The sequence below is a fragment of the Clostridium akagii DSM 12554 genome, assembly GCF_000686725.1.
GTDB lineage: Bacteria > Bacillota > Clostridia > Clostridiales > Clostridiaceae > Clostridium_I > Clostridium_I akagii.
In genome coordinates, this window is record NZ_JMLK01000033.1 from 1 (window position 1) to 15,624 (window position 15,624).

Consider the following 15,624-nt stretch of genomic DNA (forward strand, 5'->3'; position numbering starts at 1 on the left):
CATGTTACCACCGTGAAAGGGTGGTGTCTTAACCACTTGACCAAGGGGCCTTGTAAAATTTAAATTTATTTTAAAAAAATGGTGCTGGCAGTAGGAATTGAACCCACAACCTACTGATTACAAGTCAGTTGCTCTACCAATTGAGCTATGCCAGCATTTGGCGACCTGGAAGGGGATCGAACCCTCGACCTCCGGCGTGACAGGCCGGCACTCTAACCAGCTGAGCTACCAGGTCATATTGTGGTGGGCATTACAGGGCTCGAACCTGTGACCCTCTGCTTGTAAGGCAGATGCTCTCCCAGCTGAGCTAAACGCCCACAATATGTGTGGTGACCCCTACGGGACTTGAACCCATGTTACCACCGTGAAAGGGTGGTGTCTTAACCACTTGACCAAGGGGCCTTGTAAAATTTAATCTTTCTGGTCTTTCAACCCGACAATAAATATGATACAAAAAAAAGCTCACTCTGTCAACACAAATTTATAAATACTTTGATTTATTTATAGGTTAAACGTTTACTTTTACTTAATAAAACATATTTTATATGCATTTGGTAGCAATTCTTTAGCAATTTCTTATTTTATCGACTCCATTACAAGTAAAGCCGTATCCTCAATTGCTCTTTTTGTAACGTCGATAATATTACATCTTAGTCTTCTCATAACTCTATCTGCATATTCTATTTCTTGAAGTACTCTTTCCGCATTTGCATATTCTATTTCTGCACTGATTCTTTTATATTTATCCATCCTATGCTTTCTTATATCTATAAGTTGCATTGGATCTATGGTTAATCCTATTATTTTTTTTCTATCTATCTTATTTAATTCCTCTGGAAGCGATATCTCTGGTAATAGTGGTACATTTATAGCTTTTATAGATTTATTTGCCAAATACATACAAAGAGGTGTTTTAGATGTTCGTGATAATCCTAGTAAAACTACATCTGCATTAATAATACCTCTGTTATCCTTGCTATCATCATACTGAATTGCAAATTCCATAGCCTCTATCCTTCTATAGTAATCTGAATCCATATCCCAAATAGCCCCTGGTTTATAATCAGGAGTTTTTTCTAATATTTTTGACATAGTATGGATACATGGTCCCAAAATATTATTTATTGGAATATTTTTCTCTAAACAATACTTTGTAAGGGTTTTTCTAACATCAACTAACACTATTGTAGATATAACCATACTGTTTTTTGTATCCTCTATGCTATCAATAAACTTTTTTGCCTCTTCTACATCTTTTACATAACTTATTCTTTTAACTTGAACTTCTGCATTAAATTGACTTGCTGTTGCCTTTGCCACTTGCTCTGCAGTCTCACCTATAGAATCTGATACAGCATAAATCGTAAACATTTCCATCCCACCTACCTTCTTTAATTTGAAGATGCCTTAATAAGCTAATAACCATATAATATCATTATTTTTGGAATATTCCAAACAATTAATTAAATGCATTAGATAATATAAATCAAAAAAAATATATACACTAATGTTTTTTAGGGTAAAATGTACTTATAATACTATTTAGGAAGTGGTTTATTTTGAAACACAACATTATTGTAATTGGTGGTGGGGCTTCTGGAATTATTGCTGCCATTACAGCAAAGGATTTAGGCTCTGACATAGCCATACTGGAATCCAACGATAGAATAGGTAAAAAGATTTTAACTACTGGAAATGGTAGATGTAATATAACTAATAGCTGTTGTGATTTTTCTAGATATCATAGTGATAACAGTAATTTTTTTAATTTTGCCCTAGATAATTTTAATTATAAAGCCACAGAATCATTTTTTAGTTCTCTAGGCTTGCCTCTAGTTACACTTGATGACGGAAAAATGTATCCAATGTCTCTGCAAGCTTCATCTGTACTGGACATACTAAGGGCAACAATAATTGAAAGAGAAATCCCAGTGTATTTTAATAGTAAAGTAAAAAAAATAGAGCACAAAGATGAAATGTTTAGAATATCCACCTCAGAAAATGTGGTATATGAGTGTAACAAGGTCATATTGGCTACCGGTGGCACGTCTGCACCTAAATCTGGTTCAGATGGTTCAGGCTATCTGCTTAGCGCATTTATGGGGCATTCAATAATCGATCCAGTGCCTTCATTAGTACAACTGAAACTACAATACAAAAACCTTAAATCAATTTCTGGCGTGAAATTTAATGGTTATGCTCATATACTAGTAAACAATGAAACTATAAAAAAAGAATTCGGAGAGATATTATTTACCGACTATGGTATATCAGGTCCCCCTATTCTTCAATTAAGCCGTGTTGCAGGCGTTAATTTGCTTCACGGGCAAGAAGTTACCCTTGTTGTAGATATGATGCCTAATTACTCACCTGAGGAGCTTAGGTTGTTTCTTGAAAACCATCTTGGTACTTTCAGTTATAGAAGTATTTTTGATTGTTTTATAGGCCTCATAAACAAAAAACTCATACCTGTTCTTCTTAAAGAAGCACAAATATATGACATACATAAACCATGTTATGATCTACAATGGAAGGAAAAAGAGAATCTCCTTAAACTTTTAAAAAGCTGGAAGTTTAAAGTAACTGGAACTAATTCTTTTACAAATTCTCAGGTTACTGCTGGTGGCGTTGATACAAAACTTGTTTCCAATGAAACCTTAGAGTCTAAGAAAATAAAGAACTTATATTTTTGCGGAGAGATTTTGGATGTTGATGGTGATTGTGGTGGTTTCAACCTCCAATGGGCCTGGAGTTCAGGCTTTCTCGCAGGTAAAAATGCTGGAAATGGTATGGAATAATTTTATTTACTCCATACCATTTTAAATAATGTGAGTTTTTCATCCTTAGAGTTTTGTACACTGCTTATGGTTATATATTCATTTTCTACCTCTTTAACTTCACATAAAACCTTTATTATTTCGCCATAAGCAGTTTCCTTTTCATAATTTATTTTTAATTCTTTTAATGTACAGTTACTCAATATATCCTCAGGTAATGCTTCCAGTGCCCAAGTTATATATCTTACATTATTTACATGTCTATTTGTATCTATATCCGAATATCTAACTTGAAATTCTTTTTCCATGGTTATATTTTCAGGTTTTTTTAGTCTCTCGAATTCTATTTGCTTTTTATCATTCAAGCTAAGCCCAAATTTTGTACATATTTCTTCACTTATTTTACTTGGCCTTCTTTTCTCTGTATCTATTAGAAACCATAAAGAATTAGCTGAAACAAGTAACTCTCCATCCGAATTTAAAACTTCGTACTTTCTATATGCATAAAATTTCTTTACTGAATAAGGTTCTGTCCTAACCCTAAGCTTGTCTGTACCCATTGCATATTTATAAAATTTAACATCCCACTTATATATTACCCATGCGATTTTATTAGCTCCTAGATATTCGATACCTATATTTAGATCATCTGCCTGTGAAACCGCTAAATCATCCAAATAATTCATTATACTAGCAACAAATATTCTCCCATTTGAATCCACTTCATAATGATGCACATCATATTCTTTCTCATAAATCGATTTTTCCATATATTCCTCTCCTTTGCCAAAATAAATATTATATTGTACTAATTATATACCTTTTTTGCTTTCTTTAAAAATTGCATTTTTATAAAATAGCGAAAAAAAAATAAGCACTGCTTTTAAGCAGTGCTTTTATAGTTCATTTCTAACTATTTATTTAATGCAACTAATAAATCATCTAAATCAAGTCCATGGACCATTGCTGCTTGCTCCAATGTTTCTCCTTGAGAAGATGGACAACCTATGCATCCCATGCCAAAGCTCATTAAAGTTTCTGCTGATTCAGGCTTAGTTCTAACAACTTCACCTATAGTCATATCTCTAGTAATACTCATAAAATACAAACCTCTTTTCATTTTTTATTTATTATAACAAAATAAATGTTTTGTTATAATATAAGTATTATACATTTATATTTCACTAACTACAATAGTCTGATCTCTTCTTGGGCCAACACCAACTATAGAAATTTTCGTACCAGTTAATTCTTCAATTCTTTTTATATATATTTTGGCGTTTTTAGGTAGTTCATCATAACTTCTTGCTTTTTCTACACTATCATCCCAACCCTGAAATTCCTCATATATTGGTTTACATAGCGCTAGATCCTCAAGAGAAGCCGGTACGTAGTCTATAGTTTTACCATTTAAATCATAACCTATACATATTTTAATTTTATTGATTCCAGCTAAAGTATCTATTTTTGTTAGAGCAAAACTTGTGATCCCAGATACTCTTGCTGCTGATTTTAATATTACAAGGTCTAACCAACCGCATCTTCTTGCTCTTCCTGTTGTAACACCAAATTCATGTCCTACAGTTCTTATATGTTCTCCCATTTCATCTAAAAGTTCTGTTGGAAATGGTCCTTTTCCAACTCTAGTTGTATACGCTTTAGCTATTCCTACAACACTATTTATCATATTGGGTCCTATTCCAGCTCCTATGCAAACTCCACCTGCAATTGTATTTGATGATGTAACAAAAGGATAAGTTCCATAATCTATATCCAAAAGATTTCCTTGTGCACCTTCAAAAAGGACATTTTTGCCCGCTTTAATTGCATCGAACACCCTTACAGAAGTATCAGTAACAAATGCTCTCATCTTTTCAGCATAACCTAAATATTCTTTATAAATTACATCAAAATCTAATGCTTCTAATCCATAGATTTTACAAAGTATTTCATTTTTATAGTCAACATTTTCTCTTAGTCTGGCCTTAAAAACTTCTTTATGCATTAAATCGCAAACTCGTATACCACTTCTTTCAGCTTTATCTGTATAACAAGGACCAATTCCTTTTCCAGTAGTCCCTATATCATTTTTCCCTCTTGCCTTCTCTTTCGCTGCATCTAGTGCTCTGTGGTATGGCATTACAAGATGTGCTCTGTCACTTACTATAAAGTTTTCTGCTGTAACCTTAACCCCAAGGCCTTCAAGATATTCAATTTCTTCAAACATAGCTTTTGGATCCACTACCACACCATTTCCTATAACATTAAGCTTATCTCCATACAATATTCCTGAAGGTATTAGATGAAGCTTATATTGTTTATCTCCAACTTCTACTGTATGTCCTGCATTGTTTCCACCTTGAAATCTAACAACAACATCTGCATTTTCTGCAAGATAATCAGTCATTTTCCCTTTACCTTCGTCTCCCCATTGAGCTCCTAAAACAATAAATGATGACATTTAAACTCCTCACTTTCAATTTATAAGACATCTAAAAAAATATGCTACCATAAAAACTGGTTAGTTTTTTAAGATGTCTGATTTTTACTTGATATATCCCTTGCTACAATTACTCCCGTTACTGAGGCCTGCATAAGTCCTCTTGTAATTCCTGCTCCATCGCCTATGGTATATAAATTCTTGATATGTGTTTCAAATTTATTATTTGTTTCTAGCTTACTTGAGTAAAATTTAACCTCTACTCCATATAAAAGAGTGTTCTTACTATATAAACCCGGAGCGATTTTGTCAAAAGCTTTTAGTGCTTCAACAATTGAAGTCAGATGCCTTTGAGGAAGTACAAAACTCAAATCCCCAGGTACTGCGTTCTTAAGCGTTGGTATAGTAGTAGATTTTTCAAGTCTAGCCTGATCTGTTCTTCTTCCACTAAGTAGATCTCCAAGTCTTTGCACCATAACTCCGCCGCCAGTTAACATATTGCCAAGCTTTGCAATATATTGACCATAATCTATGGGTTGATTAAATGGTTCTGTAAATGATGTAGATACAAGCATTGCAAAATTTGTATTGTTTGTTCTTAAATGCTTTTCTGAATAACTGTGACCATTTACAACCGCCATTGCCTGGTCATAATGTTCTTCTGAGACTACTCCACCAGGATTCATACAAAATGTTCTCACCTTATTCTCAAATGTATCCGAATAATAAACTAGCTTTGCCTCATATAAATCTTTAGTTAAGTGGTCCATTATTGAATTTGGAACTTCTACTCTAACACCTATATCCACTGCATTATTGGTAGTTTTTATATTAAGTTTCTTTGCTTCCTTGGAAAGCCAATCAGCTCCCCCTCGTCCTGGTGCCACAACGATATTTTCTGCTCTTACTTCTTTTTCAATAGACTTGTTCTTTAAAAATACCCCACAAGCCCTGCCATTTTCTACAATAATATCTGTTACTTCTGTAAGTTCTTCAAATTCGGTATTTGTATTTTGTATAAGGTGTAGATACATTCCCTTCAAAACCTCATAGGCTAGTTCAGTGCCTAAATGCCTTACAGGACATTCTACAAGGCGAATATTATGCTTGCTTGCCTCATATTTTATATCTTCAACTTTCTCACTATTTAACCCATATACTTCTTTATTGGCACCAAATTTTATATATATATCATCACAATAATTTACTAACTCCTGGGATTCTTTTTTTGAATAATATTCTAGAATTCTTCCTCCAACCTCAGGGCTTAATGAAAGTTTTCCATCAGAAAAAGCTCCTGCTCCTGACCATCCGAAAGTTATTGCACAGGGATCACAATGTATACATTTTCCTGTTTTTCTGGCTGGGCATACCCTTTTTTCTATACCTTTGCCTCTATCCACTATCAAAACCCTTGCTTCTGGCCTAAGTTTTGTAATTTCCAGTGCAGTAAAAATCCCAGCCGGACCTGCTCCAACTATAACAACATCATAATTATTTTTCAAAGTCTATCCCCTCCCTTTAATATATTATCAGAGCAATATAAACTAGTCAATAAAACAAACGAATATTAACAAGGTATAAACTTGTATAGTTCGTATATTTTATGTTAACAATTCATGGTACATATACAATTTATATTGCAGTATTATGTGCATTTATAGCCTTTGTATATTAAATAAATGTATACCTGCGTTATAGGAAAAATAAATCTAAGGTTTAAATCAAAAAGTAAAAAAGGCTGTTCTCAATTCATTGAGAACAGCCTTTTTATGCCTCCATTTTTTATGGTCAGCACTTTACTATTTTGCGAAATATCTATTTAACAAACCTTCAAAAGCTTTTCCATGACGAGCTTCATCTTTACACATTTCGTGAACTGTATCATGAATAGCATCATAGTTAAGTTTTTTTGCTAATGTAGCTAAATCTTTTTTACCTTGGCAAGCACCATACTCTGCTTCTACTCTAAGTTCAAGATTTTTCTTAGTGCTGTTAGTTACAACATCTCCAAGAAGTTCTGCAAATTTTGAAGCATGCTCAGCTTCTTCAAAGGCAATTCTCTTATAAGCTTCAGCTATTTCTGGGAATCCTTCTCTATCTGCTTGACGACTCATTGCTAAATACATTCCTACTTCGCTGCATTCTCCAGTGAAGTTAGCTCTTAAGCCTTCTATAACGTCTTTATCAACTCCAACTGCTATACCTATCTTGTGTTCATCTGCCCATACTGCTTTATCATCAGTCTTTTCTACAAATTTATCTTTTCCAGCTTTACAGACAGGACATTCGTTTGGAGCTTCTTCACCTACATAAACATAACCACAGACACTACATACAAATTTTTTCATAATAATATTCCTCCTAAAAAAATAATTTTTATATTTGGTTTTTATTTTATTTTTATTGTTTCAACATTTATTATTATATAATATTTATTATTAATAATCAAGGGTTTTAAGAAATATTTTCTAGTTTTTTTTATTTAATAAATTTATTACTAACTTAACACTTTCAGAATGCACTAAAAATACTTATTTGTCGAATTAAATTTGGACTTTTACCTATTCTTTAGCAAGTTTTTGAATATTTTATTATTTTATTATGATTTTCCAATGTTTTTCTTAAAAAACTATTGACTATATATGTAATCATTGGTATCATTTAATTAGTAAATAAGTCGATTTTTGTAGTTATGGAGGTTTTAAAATGAAATCAACAGGTGTTGTAAGAAAAGTAGATGAATTAGGAAGAATTGTTATTCCTATAGAATTAAGAAGAACGCTAGATATAGCTGAGAAAGACGCTCTAGAAATCTATGTAGATGGTGAGCAAATAATATTAAAGAAATACCAACCAGCATGTATTTTATGTGGAGAAGCTAAAGACGTAACAAATTACAGAGGAAAAAATATCTGTAAGGGTTGTTTAGCAGAATTAAGAAATAGCTAATCTTTAATTAGATTAATATAAAAGCCTAAATGGAATGTCCATATTATTTGGATTTTCGGTTTAGGCTTTTATATTTTTTCTTACATGTCTTAACATTTAGGACTTAATTTGAGATAATATCATTGATAAGCTTATTCTTTAATTCAGGAGGTTTTATTAATGAAGACATTAAACATAGCTCATAGAGGTGCCAGTGGTGACTATCCAGAAAATACAATGCTAGCTTTTTTTAGTGCAAAGGATCTTGGATGCCACGGTATAGAAACCGACGTACAACTTACAAAGGACAATATACCTGTACTTATACATGATGAAACAGTAAATAGAACCACTAATGGCAAAGGATTTGTTAAAGACTACACCTACTCGGAACTTGTTAAATTAGATGCTGGAAGTCATTTTTCTAATAAATTTAGTTGTGAAACTATTCCAACCTTAGATGAACTAATGAACTTCGCTAAAAATAGCAACCTTATTTTAAATTTAGAGCTAAAAAACAGCATAATAAACTACCCAAATCTTGAAGAAATCGTTCTTAATAAAATAAATGAATATTCTCTAGGGAACAAAATTATAATATCTTCTTTCAATCACTACTCAATGAAACATTTTAAAAATATAGCACCACACATTAATGTTGGACTTTTATATGACATAAATCTTTATCACCCAGAAAAATATGCAAAATTTGTTGGAGCAGATGCACTACACCCTAATTTTCATAGCCTAAATTCAAAAATTGTTAAGGATAGCCACAATGAAAATATTAAAATTAATACCTATACTGTAAATACACTGAAGGATATGGAATCTATGCTTAAATTAAAAGTTGATGGTATAATAACCAACTATCCTGGCATACTAAAAAAAATTATAGACAAATAAAAGCACAAGTTACAAGTTCCAAACTTTCTTAACTTGCATCTAAGCACATGTTTTTTTTATGCTCATTGCCAATTATTTATATTATATTGATTTTATGTAAATAATATCATTGAGAATTATATTATTATGATATATAATTTAAATATATTGTCATATTTACTAGTAAATATTATTATATTAAATATACACATGAAAAAAATATAAACACTAAAAAATATAAAACAATATTAATTACTATTAAAAAAATGCTAATTCAAAAATCCGCATAGATTTATCGGAAATGTAAAACTCCAACACATTCTAGAAATTTCATAATAATTTTACACACGGCATGGGTTTAAATGGCATTACCACAAATATCGCATTTTATTTATTCCATAATTTATATGTTTTTTAATTTAATTTGTATTATAATATATTTGACTATAGGTAAACATATCCATTGCGATTTGTACTTTTATCATGTATAATTTGGTCATAATATGTTACTTTTTAGATTTTTTGTAAATATTTTTTCGTTAATTCTATTAAAAAATATTGGGGGAATGCTATTATGATTAAAAAGAATATCACCGGGGAAATCGATATAGACTCTTTAGAAATATCAGATGTTATGGATCTTAACACTCTTCAAAAATTTCAAGACAATTTTGCATCAAGTATGGGCATAGCTAGCGTTACTGTAGACAGAAATGGTACCCCTGTTACAAAACCAAGTTCCTATACAAATATTTGTTCGAATCTTACACAATCCACAACTACTGGTAAATCACGATGTGCTGAATCTCATAAAAAAGGTGGGGAAGAAGCAACCAGGCTAGGGAAACCATTTGTATATACATGTCATTCAGGATTAATTGACTTTGCGGCACCCATATTGTTAAATGGAAAATCACTAGGTACAATACTAGGTGGACAAGTTCTCTTTTCAGCCCCAGTTGAATCAAACTTTAGAAAAACTGCAAAAGAATTAGGTTTAGATGGCGATGAATATGTCCAAGCTGCCAATGCAGTAAAGGAAACTGGTGAAAAGAATGTCCAAGCTGGCGCTGAAGTTTTATTTATAGTTGCAAACGCACTAGTAAAGATAGGTTATGAAGGATTACTGGTAAGCACAGTTACAAGTGATTTGTCTGATAATTTCAGTCAAATTTCCGCAACCATGGAAGAGCTTGCTGCCTCATCTATAAATGTGAGTAACAATCAACATGTTCTAAACGATGAAATAATTAGAGTTAAAGATATATCAAAAGAAATAAATACAATATTAGAATCCATAAAGAGCATAGCCGATTCAACAAGGATGCTTGGCTTAAATGCTGCTATAGAAGCTGCTAGGGCAGGCGAGGCAGGTAAAGGTTTTGGTGTTGTAGCAACTGAAATAAGAGCTTTATCTGTAAGTTCAAAGGAAACCGCTTTAACAATTTCAGAGCTTACTAAAAAAATACAGGACTCTGTAGATAAAACATTAGAAACCGCTAATTCAACATTAGAGACCACTGAACAGCAAACTGCTGCAATACAAGAAGTTACTTCTAATATTCAAGAAGTTTCTGTTTTAGCAGACTCACTAAATGAATTGGCAAAATCAAAATAATTCTCCTAAACTTGTAACTTGTCACTTCCCTGCCCATTCATTCTTTATATGTAACATATCCCCTCTGATAAGTTCGTAAACATTAACTGTTTCTTTCTTATCAGTATTTTTATTTAAACTAATTATTTTCCCTGGAGCATTATTAACTGAAAAATCATCCTCTTTCCCTGTTAATACCCATATCACTTTATTATTTCTAATATCCACTGAAAGTTCTTTTTCACCGATACCATCCGTAAAAAAAATGATGACTTTATTTTTTAATCTTTTATCTTTTACATACTGAAAGACCGGTGAAAATTTAGTTCCACCTCTAGTATCAATCTTTTTTTTAACTTGACTTCTGCTTTTAACTTTATAAACCCTTCTTACTTCACTATCACATTCTATAATTGTTATATCAAAATCACTATTTTTAACTATAGAGAATATTTCTGTCATCATATAATCAATTTCCATATCTGTTATACTGCCACTTATATCTAAAGCAATTATAATTTCCGCAGTTCTATCTGGGAGCTTACCTTTTAATTCAAGCCTTTCCGGTTGTCTTCTGTTTTTTCTTGTTACAGTTTTTTTATGTCCTTGTGGTACTATTCCAAGCATTCTTCTAAGATAGTTACTCCAAGTTATTTCTGGTCTTTTATCCATACCTTTTATTAGCACATCAATACTTTCAGGTATCTTACCACGCGCAGAATTTCCCGCTATTTTTTTTATTATCTCATCCACTTGATCATTATTCATTTCATTATCCATATCATCCCAAATTTCATGAGTATTTGAAAAATCCCAGTCTTCTATTTTTCCTTTTTTTCTAGGTTTGTCTATTGCCTCTTGAATTTTCGCTGCATACTCTTCCATAGTTCCATCTTCTTTAAGTTCAATATCAAACTCCATTCTCACATTTTCAAGGCTTTTTGACCAAGGAGGAAGATACATTAAATACTGGTTTATAGATATGTCCATGGCAACTTTTATTGCTAAATCACTATATTTATTTTTTAATGCTTTTGCTCTTAAATAATGTCTACTCATAATATGGTAAACCTCGTGTTTAATAAGTTCTTCCATCTGTTTTAACGTGCATTCCAAAAAAATTCTTGGGTTAAAGTACATCTTAAAATATGTTCCCTGCAACTTTGTTTCTATAGCCTCAGATAAATTAAAATTAATTTCTCTTTTCATCTGTATAAAAAATAGTGCAAAAAAGTTATCATCACTATCCATAAGTGAAGTTGTGCACATCTGTATTAGCTTAAAAAAGCTTTCTCTAAACCTTTCAGTATCATACTCCTCTATCTGCACAATTCCATATAGCTCTCGTCTAAATTTATCAAATCTACTTTCATCCATAAATTCTACCTCTCAATATCACCATAAGTTTTGAAATACCCTTCTATAAAATCATCTCTTTTTAGAAAATCCTGATAGATACCGTCTTCATAAAAGGCCTTTAATTCTTTCATTATTGCAAGTTTTAAGTCTGAAGGATAGTGCTGAAGTATTTCTGAAAATATTCCAACCTCAATCTCTTTATTTTCACTATGGTTAATGTAACGAAAAACATTTTTAGCCAAAAGGTATAGTCTTGAATGACTCTCCTTCTTTATTCTTTGCAATACCTCATCTTGTACCTTACCACTTTCAAACATCTCATTCATAGTGATTAATGGATTTTTTTTGTTCTTAACAAAATTCACAAATTCCTGTGCAATCCCTGCACCAACATTCCCTTTAACCACATTATAAAAAATCTTTTCTGGATATTTATCCTTCTGTTTTAGATATACAGCATATGCATCAGACACTCGTTCCCAACTTCTTGGGGTTGCCTTAACCATTTCCTTTGAATATGGCGTATGAAGATAATCTGGAAAACTTGAAATAAAATTAAGAATATCTTCATTTATATTCTCCATACCCCATCCAAGCCAATCTTTTACATCAGATTCAATTTCTATCCAAACAAATCGATTCTCTTGTGCAGCATCCATATCTATTACTCCATATTCGCTATCACTATATTCACTATATTTGCTTGAAGGGTTCATTGCAGCCACTACTTTCACTTGCCTTGGAATTATAAAACCATTTATCTCTCTATTAAGTATTATGCTCATAAGCTCTTGTTGGACACTATGCTCACACCTATTTATTTCATCTATAAAAAGAAGTATTGTCTTGTTTGGATCTCTACTCAAAACTTTTTCAATCTCTTGAAGTTTTGTATGAACCGCATAAACTGTTCTCTTAAGTTTTTTGCTTTCACCATTTATATCTGAAGTATAATCTTCAACAGTAGGCAGTCCTCCTATTTCGCCTTCCTTTAACATATTTCCATCTATATTTATGATGTGATAATTATTTTTTTTACCAATTCGCTTAATTAGAGAAGTCTTTCCTATACCACTTTCTCCTATAAGCAATGGCACTGCATTGCTTTCAATTACAAGTTCTACGCTAATTAATGCTTCACTAAAATTCATATTTATTCTCCTTAGTATGACAATTTATAATCTACAAAAAATCTTTTTGCTTCCCTGCTTCCATAGCTATGAATAAAGTCATCTTTATCTAAGCTTAGCTCACTACAATTAATAAACTTTAGAACATACTGCCTATCAATATAACTACTACTCAATTTAACTTTAATTACCTCTTTAACCCACTGAATATCCAATTTGCTTGCTTTATACTTAATTATATCCAGGTTATCTTCTAGAAAAAGCTTCATTTCCTCTTCATTTATATCTTGAATATAATTTATCGCCTCTGCATTCTCTAGAATAGCTTTTCTCTTTACCTTCAAGGTAGGCTCTTTTATAAATTTTAATGCTCCAAAATATTCGCTAACAGCAATATATTGAACCTCTTCTGATGGATTCGTAATATATTTTATTGAATCCCAATCCTTTTTAACTGCAATCTTTTGAACCTCAATTGAGGGATTATTTAAATATTGAACTGCCCATCCCTTAACACTCACTGCTTTTAGCAATACTTTCTCTGTTGGATTTTTAAAGAATTTTAGTACATTCCAAGCACTATTAAGAGCAAATATACACATTTCCTCTGTTGGATTTTCTATATATTCAATAGCCCAAACGTTATTTTTAATAGCCTGCCACTGTACTTCTACTGTAGGTTTTTTTATATACTGCAGAAGTATTCCATTTTTATTAACCGCAGCTAGCTGCATTTCTTCCGTTGGCTCTTCTATATTTTTTATGTAATAAGGGTCTTTTCTAATCATTTCCACTGCATTCACCTCTCAGTTATTACTTATAACGTTATTATATCATAGTCGTACTTCTAGGTGATAATGATTATTTACAAATTGTTTGTTTCAAAAGTTCTTTTACATATGTTATAATTAACCAAAATACAAATCAAAATTTATAAAGTGGCAAAGGAGATAATTATGCTTGAATACAAATTTGATACGCAACTACTAATTGAAGGAGAAAATCTTTCAGAAGATACAATAAACGAGTATATTACAAAAAACATTGAAGGTGATTGCATACTTGTGGTTGGTGATGAGGACCTTATTAAAATTCATTTTCACACAAATACTCCATGGAAAGTACTTGAGTATTGCGCTTCATTAGGTGATATTTATGATATTGTTGTAGAAAATATGGACCGACAGACTAGTGGTCTTCATGGTTAAACGATAAAAAAGTGAATATCCAAAAGTGAAGGGATGAAAGATATGAATCCAATAAAAAGCCTTATAGTGTCAATTTTTTTAGTGACTTTATTGAATATTTTCTTAAGTAAAAATAGTAAACATATAAAAAGAAAAATACAATGGCCACATTACTTATTTGGATATTTTTTTGTATTGTATATTTTAATTACTTTAGTATTAGTAGGCTTTCCTACTTTGTGGGAATGGAAACTACTTTTAAATTTCAATAAACCAATATTTAATCCTCATATAAATTTAATACCTTTTAAAGATGGCTTTGATCTTACATATATACTTAATATTATATTATTTATGCCATTTGGATTCCTGTTGCCAACTCTATGGGAAAAATACCGAAATAACATTTGGTCAACCTTTTGTTATGGACTGTTTTTCTCCTTTGTTATTGAAGTTAGCCAATTATTTGTAGGCTCACGTACTACTGACATTAATGATATTATAACAAATGTTTTGGGAACTATCTGTGGCTGGTTAATTTTTAGTATTTTGAGAAAAATTTTCTGTAAATTTGCTGATAAAACGGTAGTTAATATTTCTTCTAGTGAAGCATTTGCTATTAAACTTGAACCTTATCTATATATTCCCATTGCTATGATATGCGTGTTTTTTGGATAAACAGAAGGTAATATGAATTTTTATTGGAGGTAGCAGGATGAGAACAAAAAATGTAATTGTTCTTTCTCATGATTCTAGCTGGAGTCATGAATTTGAAAAAATAAAAGTGCATTTAGAAAAAACACTTAAAAATATAATTATTGGCATTGAGCATGTAGGAAGTACTTCAATAGAGGGCTTAGCCGCTAAACCTATTATAGATTTAGATATTATTATAGAAAGTTATGATAACTTTGAAGAAGTTAAATCTCGTTTAGAAGATTTAGGATACTATTATGAAGGAGATTTAGGAATAAAGAATAGACAAGCTTTTGCCTATGATGAAAAGCAAAAAAATATGTTTATGACCCATCATTTATACGTTTGCCCAAAATATTCTGAAGAGTTAAAAAGACATATTGCTTTTCGTAATTATATGAAAATACATAAAGAAGATGTAGCCAAATATAGTAAAGTTAAACTACAAGCAGCAAAGCTATATCCAACAGATATTGATAGCTACGTAGAATACAAAAATTCTTGCATTATTGAAATTTATAAAAAAATTGGATTAGAAAAGTAGTTTTATTTGCACAAACTACTTTTCTTTCTATTCAATGAATTTTTAAGATTCATCGAAAAATCTTCCTTAACTTTTAAC

16 protein-coding genes and 4 tRNA genes are annotated in these 15,624 nt (G+C 31.4%); 7 read left to right on the forward strand and 13 right to left on the reverse strand.

Annotated elements, in window-relative coordinates:
* Positions 1-79 precede the first annotated feature (79 nt).
* The 5 genes from BR66_RS0114075 to BR66_RS0114095 form a co-directional block, all read right to left on the reverse strand.
* Positions 80-155 (reverse strand) — tRNA-Thr (locus tag BR66_RS0114075).
* A gap of 3 nt (positions 156-158) precedes the next feature.
* Positions 159-235, reverse strand: a tRNA-Asp gene (locus tag BR66_RS0114080).
* Between the two features lie 6 nt (positions 236-241).
* Positions 242-317, reverse strand: a tRNA-Val gene (locus tag BR66_RS0114085).
* Positions 318-327: 10 nt separating this feature from the next.
* Positions 328-402 (reverse strand) — tRNA-Glu (locus BR66_RS0114090).
* Positions 403-576: 174 nt separating this feature from the next.
* On the reverse strand, positions 577-1,371 hold the full coding sequence (locus tag BR66_RS0114095; RefSeq protein ID WP_026883494.1) for a pyruvate, water dikinase regulatory protein: 795 nt from the start codon (positions 1,369-1,371) through the stop codon (positions 577-579).
* Positions 1,372-1,559: 188 nt separating this feature from the next.
* Here BR66_RS0114095 and BR66_RS0114100 point away from each other — a divergent pair, with 188 nt between their 5' ends.
* Entirely contained in the window at positions 1,560-2,798 is a 1,239-nt protein-coding gene (locus BR66_RS0114100) for a BaiN/RdsA family NAD(P)/FAD-dependent oxidoreductase (RefSeq protein ID WP_026883495.1), read from the forward strand.
* 2 nt (positions 2,799-2,800) lie between these two features.
* Here BR66_RS0114100 and BR66_RS0114105 read toward each other — a convergent pair whose 3' ends face one another.
* The 5 genes from BR66_RS0114105 to BR66_RS0114125 form a co-directional block, all read right to left on the reverse strand.
* Entirely contained in the window at positions 2,801-3,547 is a 747-nt protein-coding gene (locus BR66_RS0114105) for an acyl-[acyl-carrier-protein] thioesterase (protein ID WP_026883496.1), read from the reverse strand.
* Between the two features lie 143 nt (positions 3,548-3,690).
* Positions 3,691-3,876, reverse strand: coding sequence for a DUF1858 domain-containing protein (locus BR66_RS0114110; RefSeq protein WP_026883497.1), 186 nt, complete (start codon positions 3,874-3,876; stop codon positions 3,691-3,693).
* Between the two features lie 75 nt (positions 3,877-3,951).
* Entirely contained in the window at positions 3,952-5,238 is a 1,287-nt protein-coding gene (locus BR66_RS0114115; RefSeq protein ID WP_026883498.1) for an adenylosuccinate synthase, read from the reverse strand.
* Between the two features lie 68 nt (positions 5,239-5,306).
* Positions 5,307-6,722 (reverse strand): NAD(P)/FAD-dependent oxidoreductase, encoded by a 1,416-nt coding sequence (locus tag BR66_RS0114120; RefSeq protein WP_026883499.1) that lies wholly within the window; start codon positions 6,720-6,722, stop codon positions 5,307-5,309.
* A gap of 297 nt (positions 6,723-7,019) precedes the next feature.
* Positions 7,020-7,568, reverse strand: a complete 549-nt coding sequence (locus BR66_RS0114125) for an NADH peroxidase (RefSeq protein ID WP_026883500.1) — start codon at positions 7,566-7,568, stop codon at positions 7,020-7,022.
* 358 nt (positions 7,569-7,926) lie between these two features.
* Between BR66_RS0114125 and BR66_RS0114130 the strand changes: the two genes are divergently transcribed.
* From BR66_RS0114130 to BR66_RS0114140, 3 genes are all read left to right on the forward strand, one after another.
* Positions 7,927-8,169, forward strand: coding sequence for an AbrB/MazE/SpoVT family DNA-binding domain-containing protein (locus BR66_RS0114130; protein WP_026883501.1), 243 nt, complete (start codon positions 7,927-7,929; stop codon positions 8,167-8,169).
* Positions 8,170-8,328: 159 nt separating this feature from the next.
* Positions 8,329-9,054, forward strand: a complete 726-nt coding sequence (locus BR66_RS0114135; protein ID WP_035796320.1) for a glycerophosphodiester phosphodiesterase — start codon at positions 8,329-8,331, stop codon at positions 9,052-9,054.
* 553 nt (positions 9,055-9,607) lie between these two features.
* Entirely contained in the window at positions 9,608-10,651 is a 1,044-nt protein-coding gene (locus tag BR66_RS0114140; protein WP_026883503.1) for a PocR ligand-binding domain-containing protein, read from the forward strand.
* Between the two features lie 21 nt (positions 10,652-10,672).
* Here BR66_RS0114140 and BR66_RS0114145 read toward each other — a convergent pair whose 3' ends face one another.
* The 3 genes from BR66_RS0114145 to BR66_RS0114155 are packed head-to-tail and all read right to left on the reverse strand — an operon-like array spanning position 10,673 to position 13,907.
* The gene (locus tag BR66_RS0114145) at positions 10,673-12,007 is read right to left on the reverse strand and encodes a vWA domain-containing protein (protein WP_026883504.1); all 1,335 of its coding nucleotides are present in this window, start codon (positions 12,005-12,007) and stop codon (positions 10,673-10,675) included.
* 5 nt (positions 12,008-12,012) lie between these two features.
* The gene (locus tag BR66_RS0114150; protein ID WP_026883505.1) at positions 12,013-13,140 is read right to left on the reverse strand and encodes an ATP-binding protein; all 1,128 of its coding nucleotides are present in this window, start codon (positions 13,138-13,140) and stop codon (positions 12,013-12,015) included.
* Between the two features lie 11 nt (positions 13,141-13,151).
* A complete protein-coding gene (locus tag BR66_RS0114155; RefSeq protein WP_242841166.1) occupies positions 13,152-13,907 on the reverse strand; it encodes a hypothetical protein in 756 nt (251 codons plus the stop codon).
* Positions 13,908-14,075: 168 nt separating this feature from the next.
* Here BR66_RS0114155 and BR66_RS0114160 point away from each other — a divergent pair, with 168 nt between their 5' ends.
* The 3 genes from BR66_RS0114160 to BR66_RS0114170 are packed head-to-tail and all read left to right on the forward strand — an operon-like array spanning position 14,076 to position 15,546.
* Positions 14,076-14,327: a hypothetical protein gene (locus BR66_RS0114160; protein WP_026883507.1), complete on the forward strand. Its 252-nt coding sequence runs from the start codon at positions 14,076-14,078 to the stop codon at positions 14,325-14,327.
* A gap of 42 nt (positions 14,328-14,369) precedes the next feature.
* Complete coding sequence (locus tag BR66_RS0114165; RefSeq protein WP_026883508.1) at positions 14,370-14,984, forward strand: VanZ family protein; 615 nt, start codon at positions 14,370-14,372, stop codon at positions 14,982-14,984.
* A gap of 37 nt (positions 14,985-15,021) precedes the next feature.
* The gene (locus BR66_RS0114170) at positions 15,022-15,546 is read left to right on the forward strand and encodes a GrpB family protein (RefSeq protein WP_026883509.1); all 525 of its coding nucleotides are present in this window, start codon (positions 15,022-15,024) and stop codon (positions 15,544-15,546) included.
* Positions 15,547-15,624 lie beyond the last annotated feature (78 nt).

What these genes read in the sequence shown, in the direction of transcription:
- BR66_RS0114095 (WP_026883494.1), bottom strand. Translation starts at nt 1,371, where the DNA reads ATGTTTACGATTTATGCTGTATCAGATTCTATAGGTGAGACTGCAGAG.
- BR66_RS0114105 (WP_026883496.1), bottom strand. Translation starts at nt 3,547, where the DNA reads ATGGAAAAATCGATTTATGAGAAAGAATATGATGTGCATCATTATGAA.
- BR66_RS0114110 (WP_026883497.1), bottom strand. Translation starts at nt 3,876, where the DNA reads ATGAGTATTACTAGAGATATGACTATAGGTGAAGTTGTTAGAACTAAG.
- BR66_RS0114115 (WP_026883498.1), bottom strand. Translation starts at nt 5,238, where the DNA reads ATGTCATCATTTATTGTTTTAGGAGCTCAATGGGGAGACGAAGGTAAA.
- BR66_RS0114125 (WP_026883500.1), bottom strand. Translation starts at nt 7,568, where the DNA reads ATGAAAAAATTTGTATGTAGTGTCTGTGGTTATGTTTATGTAGGTGAA.
- BR66_RS0114130 (WP_026883501.1), top strand. Translation starts at nt 7,927, where the DNA reads ATGAAATCAACAGGTGTTGTAAGAAAAGTAGATGAATTAGGAAGAATT.
- BR66_RS0114135 (WP_035796320.1), top strand. Translation starts at nt 8,329, where the DNA reads ATGAAGACATTAAACATAGCTCATAGAGGTGCCAGTGGTGACTATCCA.
- BR66_RS0114140 (WP_026883503.1), top strand. Translation starts at nt 9,608, where the DNA reads ATGATTAAAAAGAATATCACCGGGGAAATCGATATAGACTCTTTAGAA.
- BR66_RS0114145 (WP_026883504.1), bottom strand. Translation starts at nt 12,007, where the DNA reads ATGGATGAAAGTAGATTTGATAAATTTAGACGAGAGCTATATGGAATT.
- BR66_RS0114150 (WP_026883505.1), bottom strand. Translation starts at nt 13,140, where the DNA reads ATGAATTTTAGTGAAGCATTAATTAGCGTAGAACTTGTAATTGAAAGC.
- BR66_RS0114155 (WP_242841166.1), bottom strand. Translation starts at nt 13,907, where the DNA reads ATGATTAGAAAAGACCCTTATTACATAAAAAATATAGAAGAGCCAACG.
- BR66_RS0114160 (WP_026883507.1), top strand. Translation starts at nt 14,076, where the DNA reads ATGCTTGAATACAAATTTGATACGCAACTACTAATTGAAGGAGAAAAT.
- BR66_RS0114165 (WP_026883508.1), top strand. Translation starts at nt 14,370, where the DNA reads ATGAATCCAATAAAAAGCCTTATAGTGTCAATTTTTTTAGTGACTTTA.
- BR66_RS0114170 (WP_026883509.1), top strand. Translation starts at nt 15,022, where the DNA reads ATGAGAACAAAAAATGTAATTGTTCTTTCTCATGATTCTAGCTGGAGT.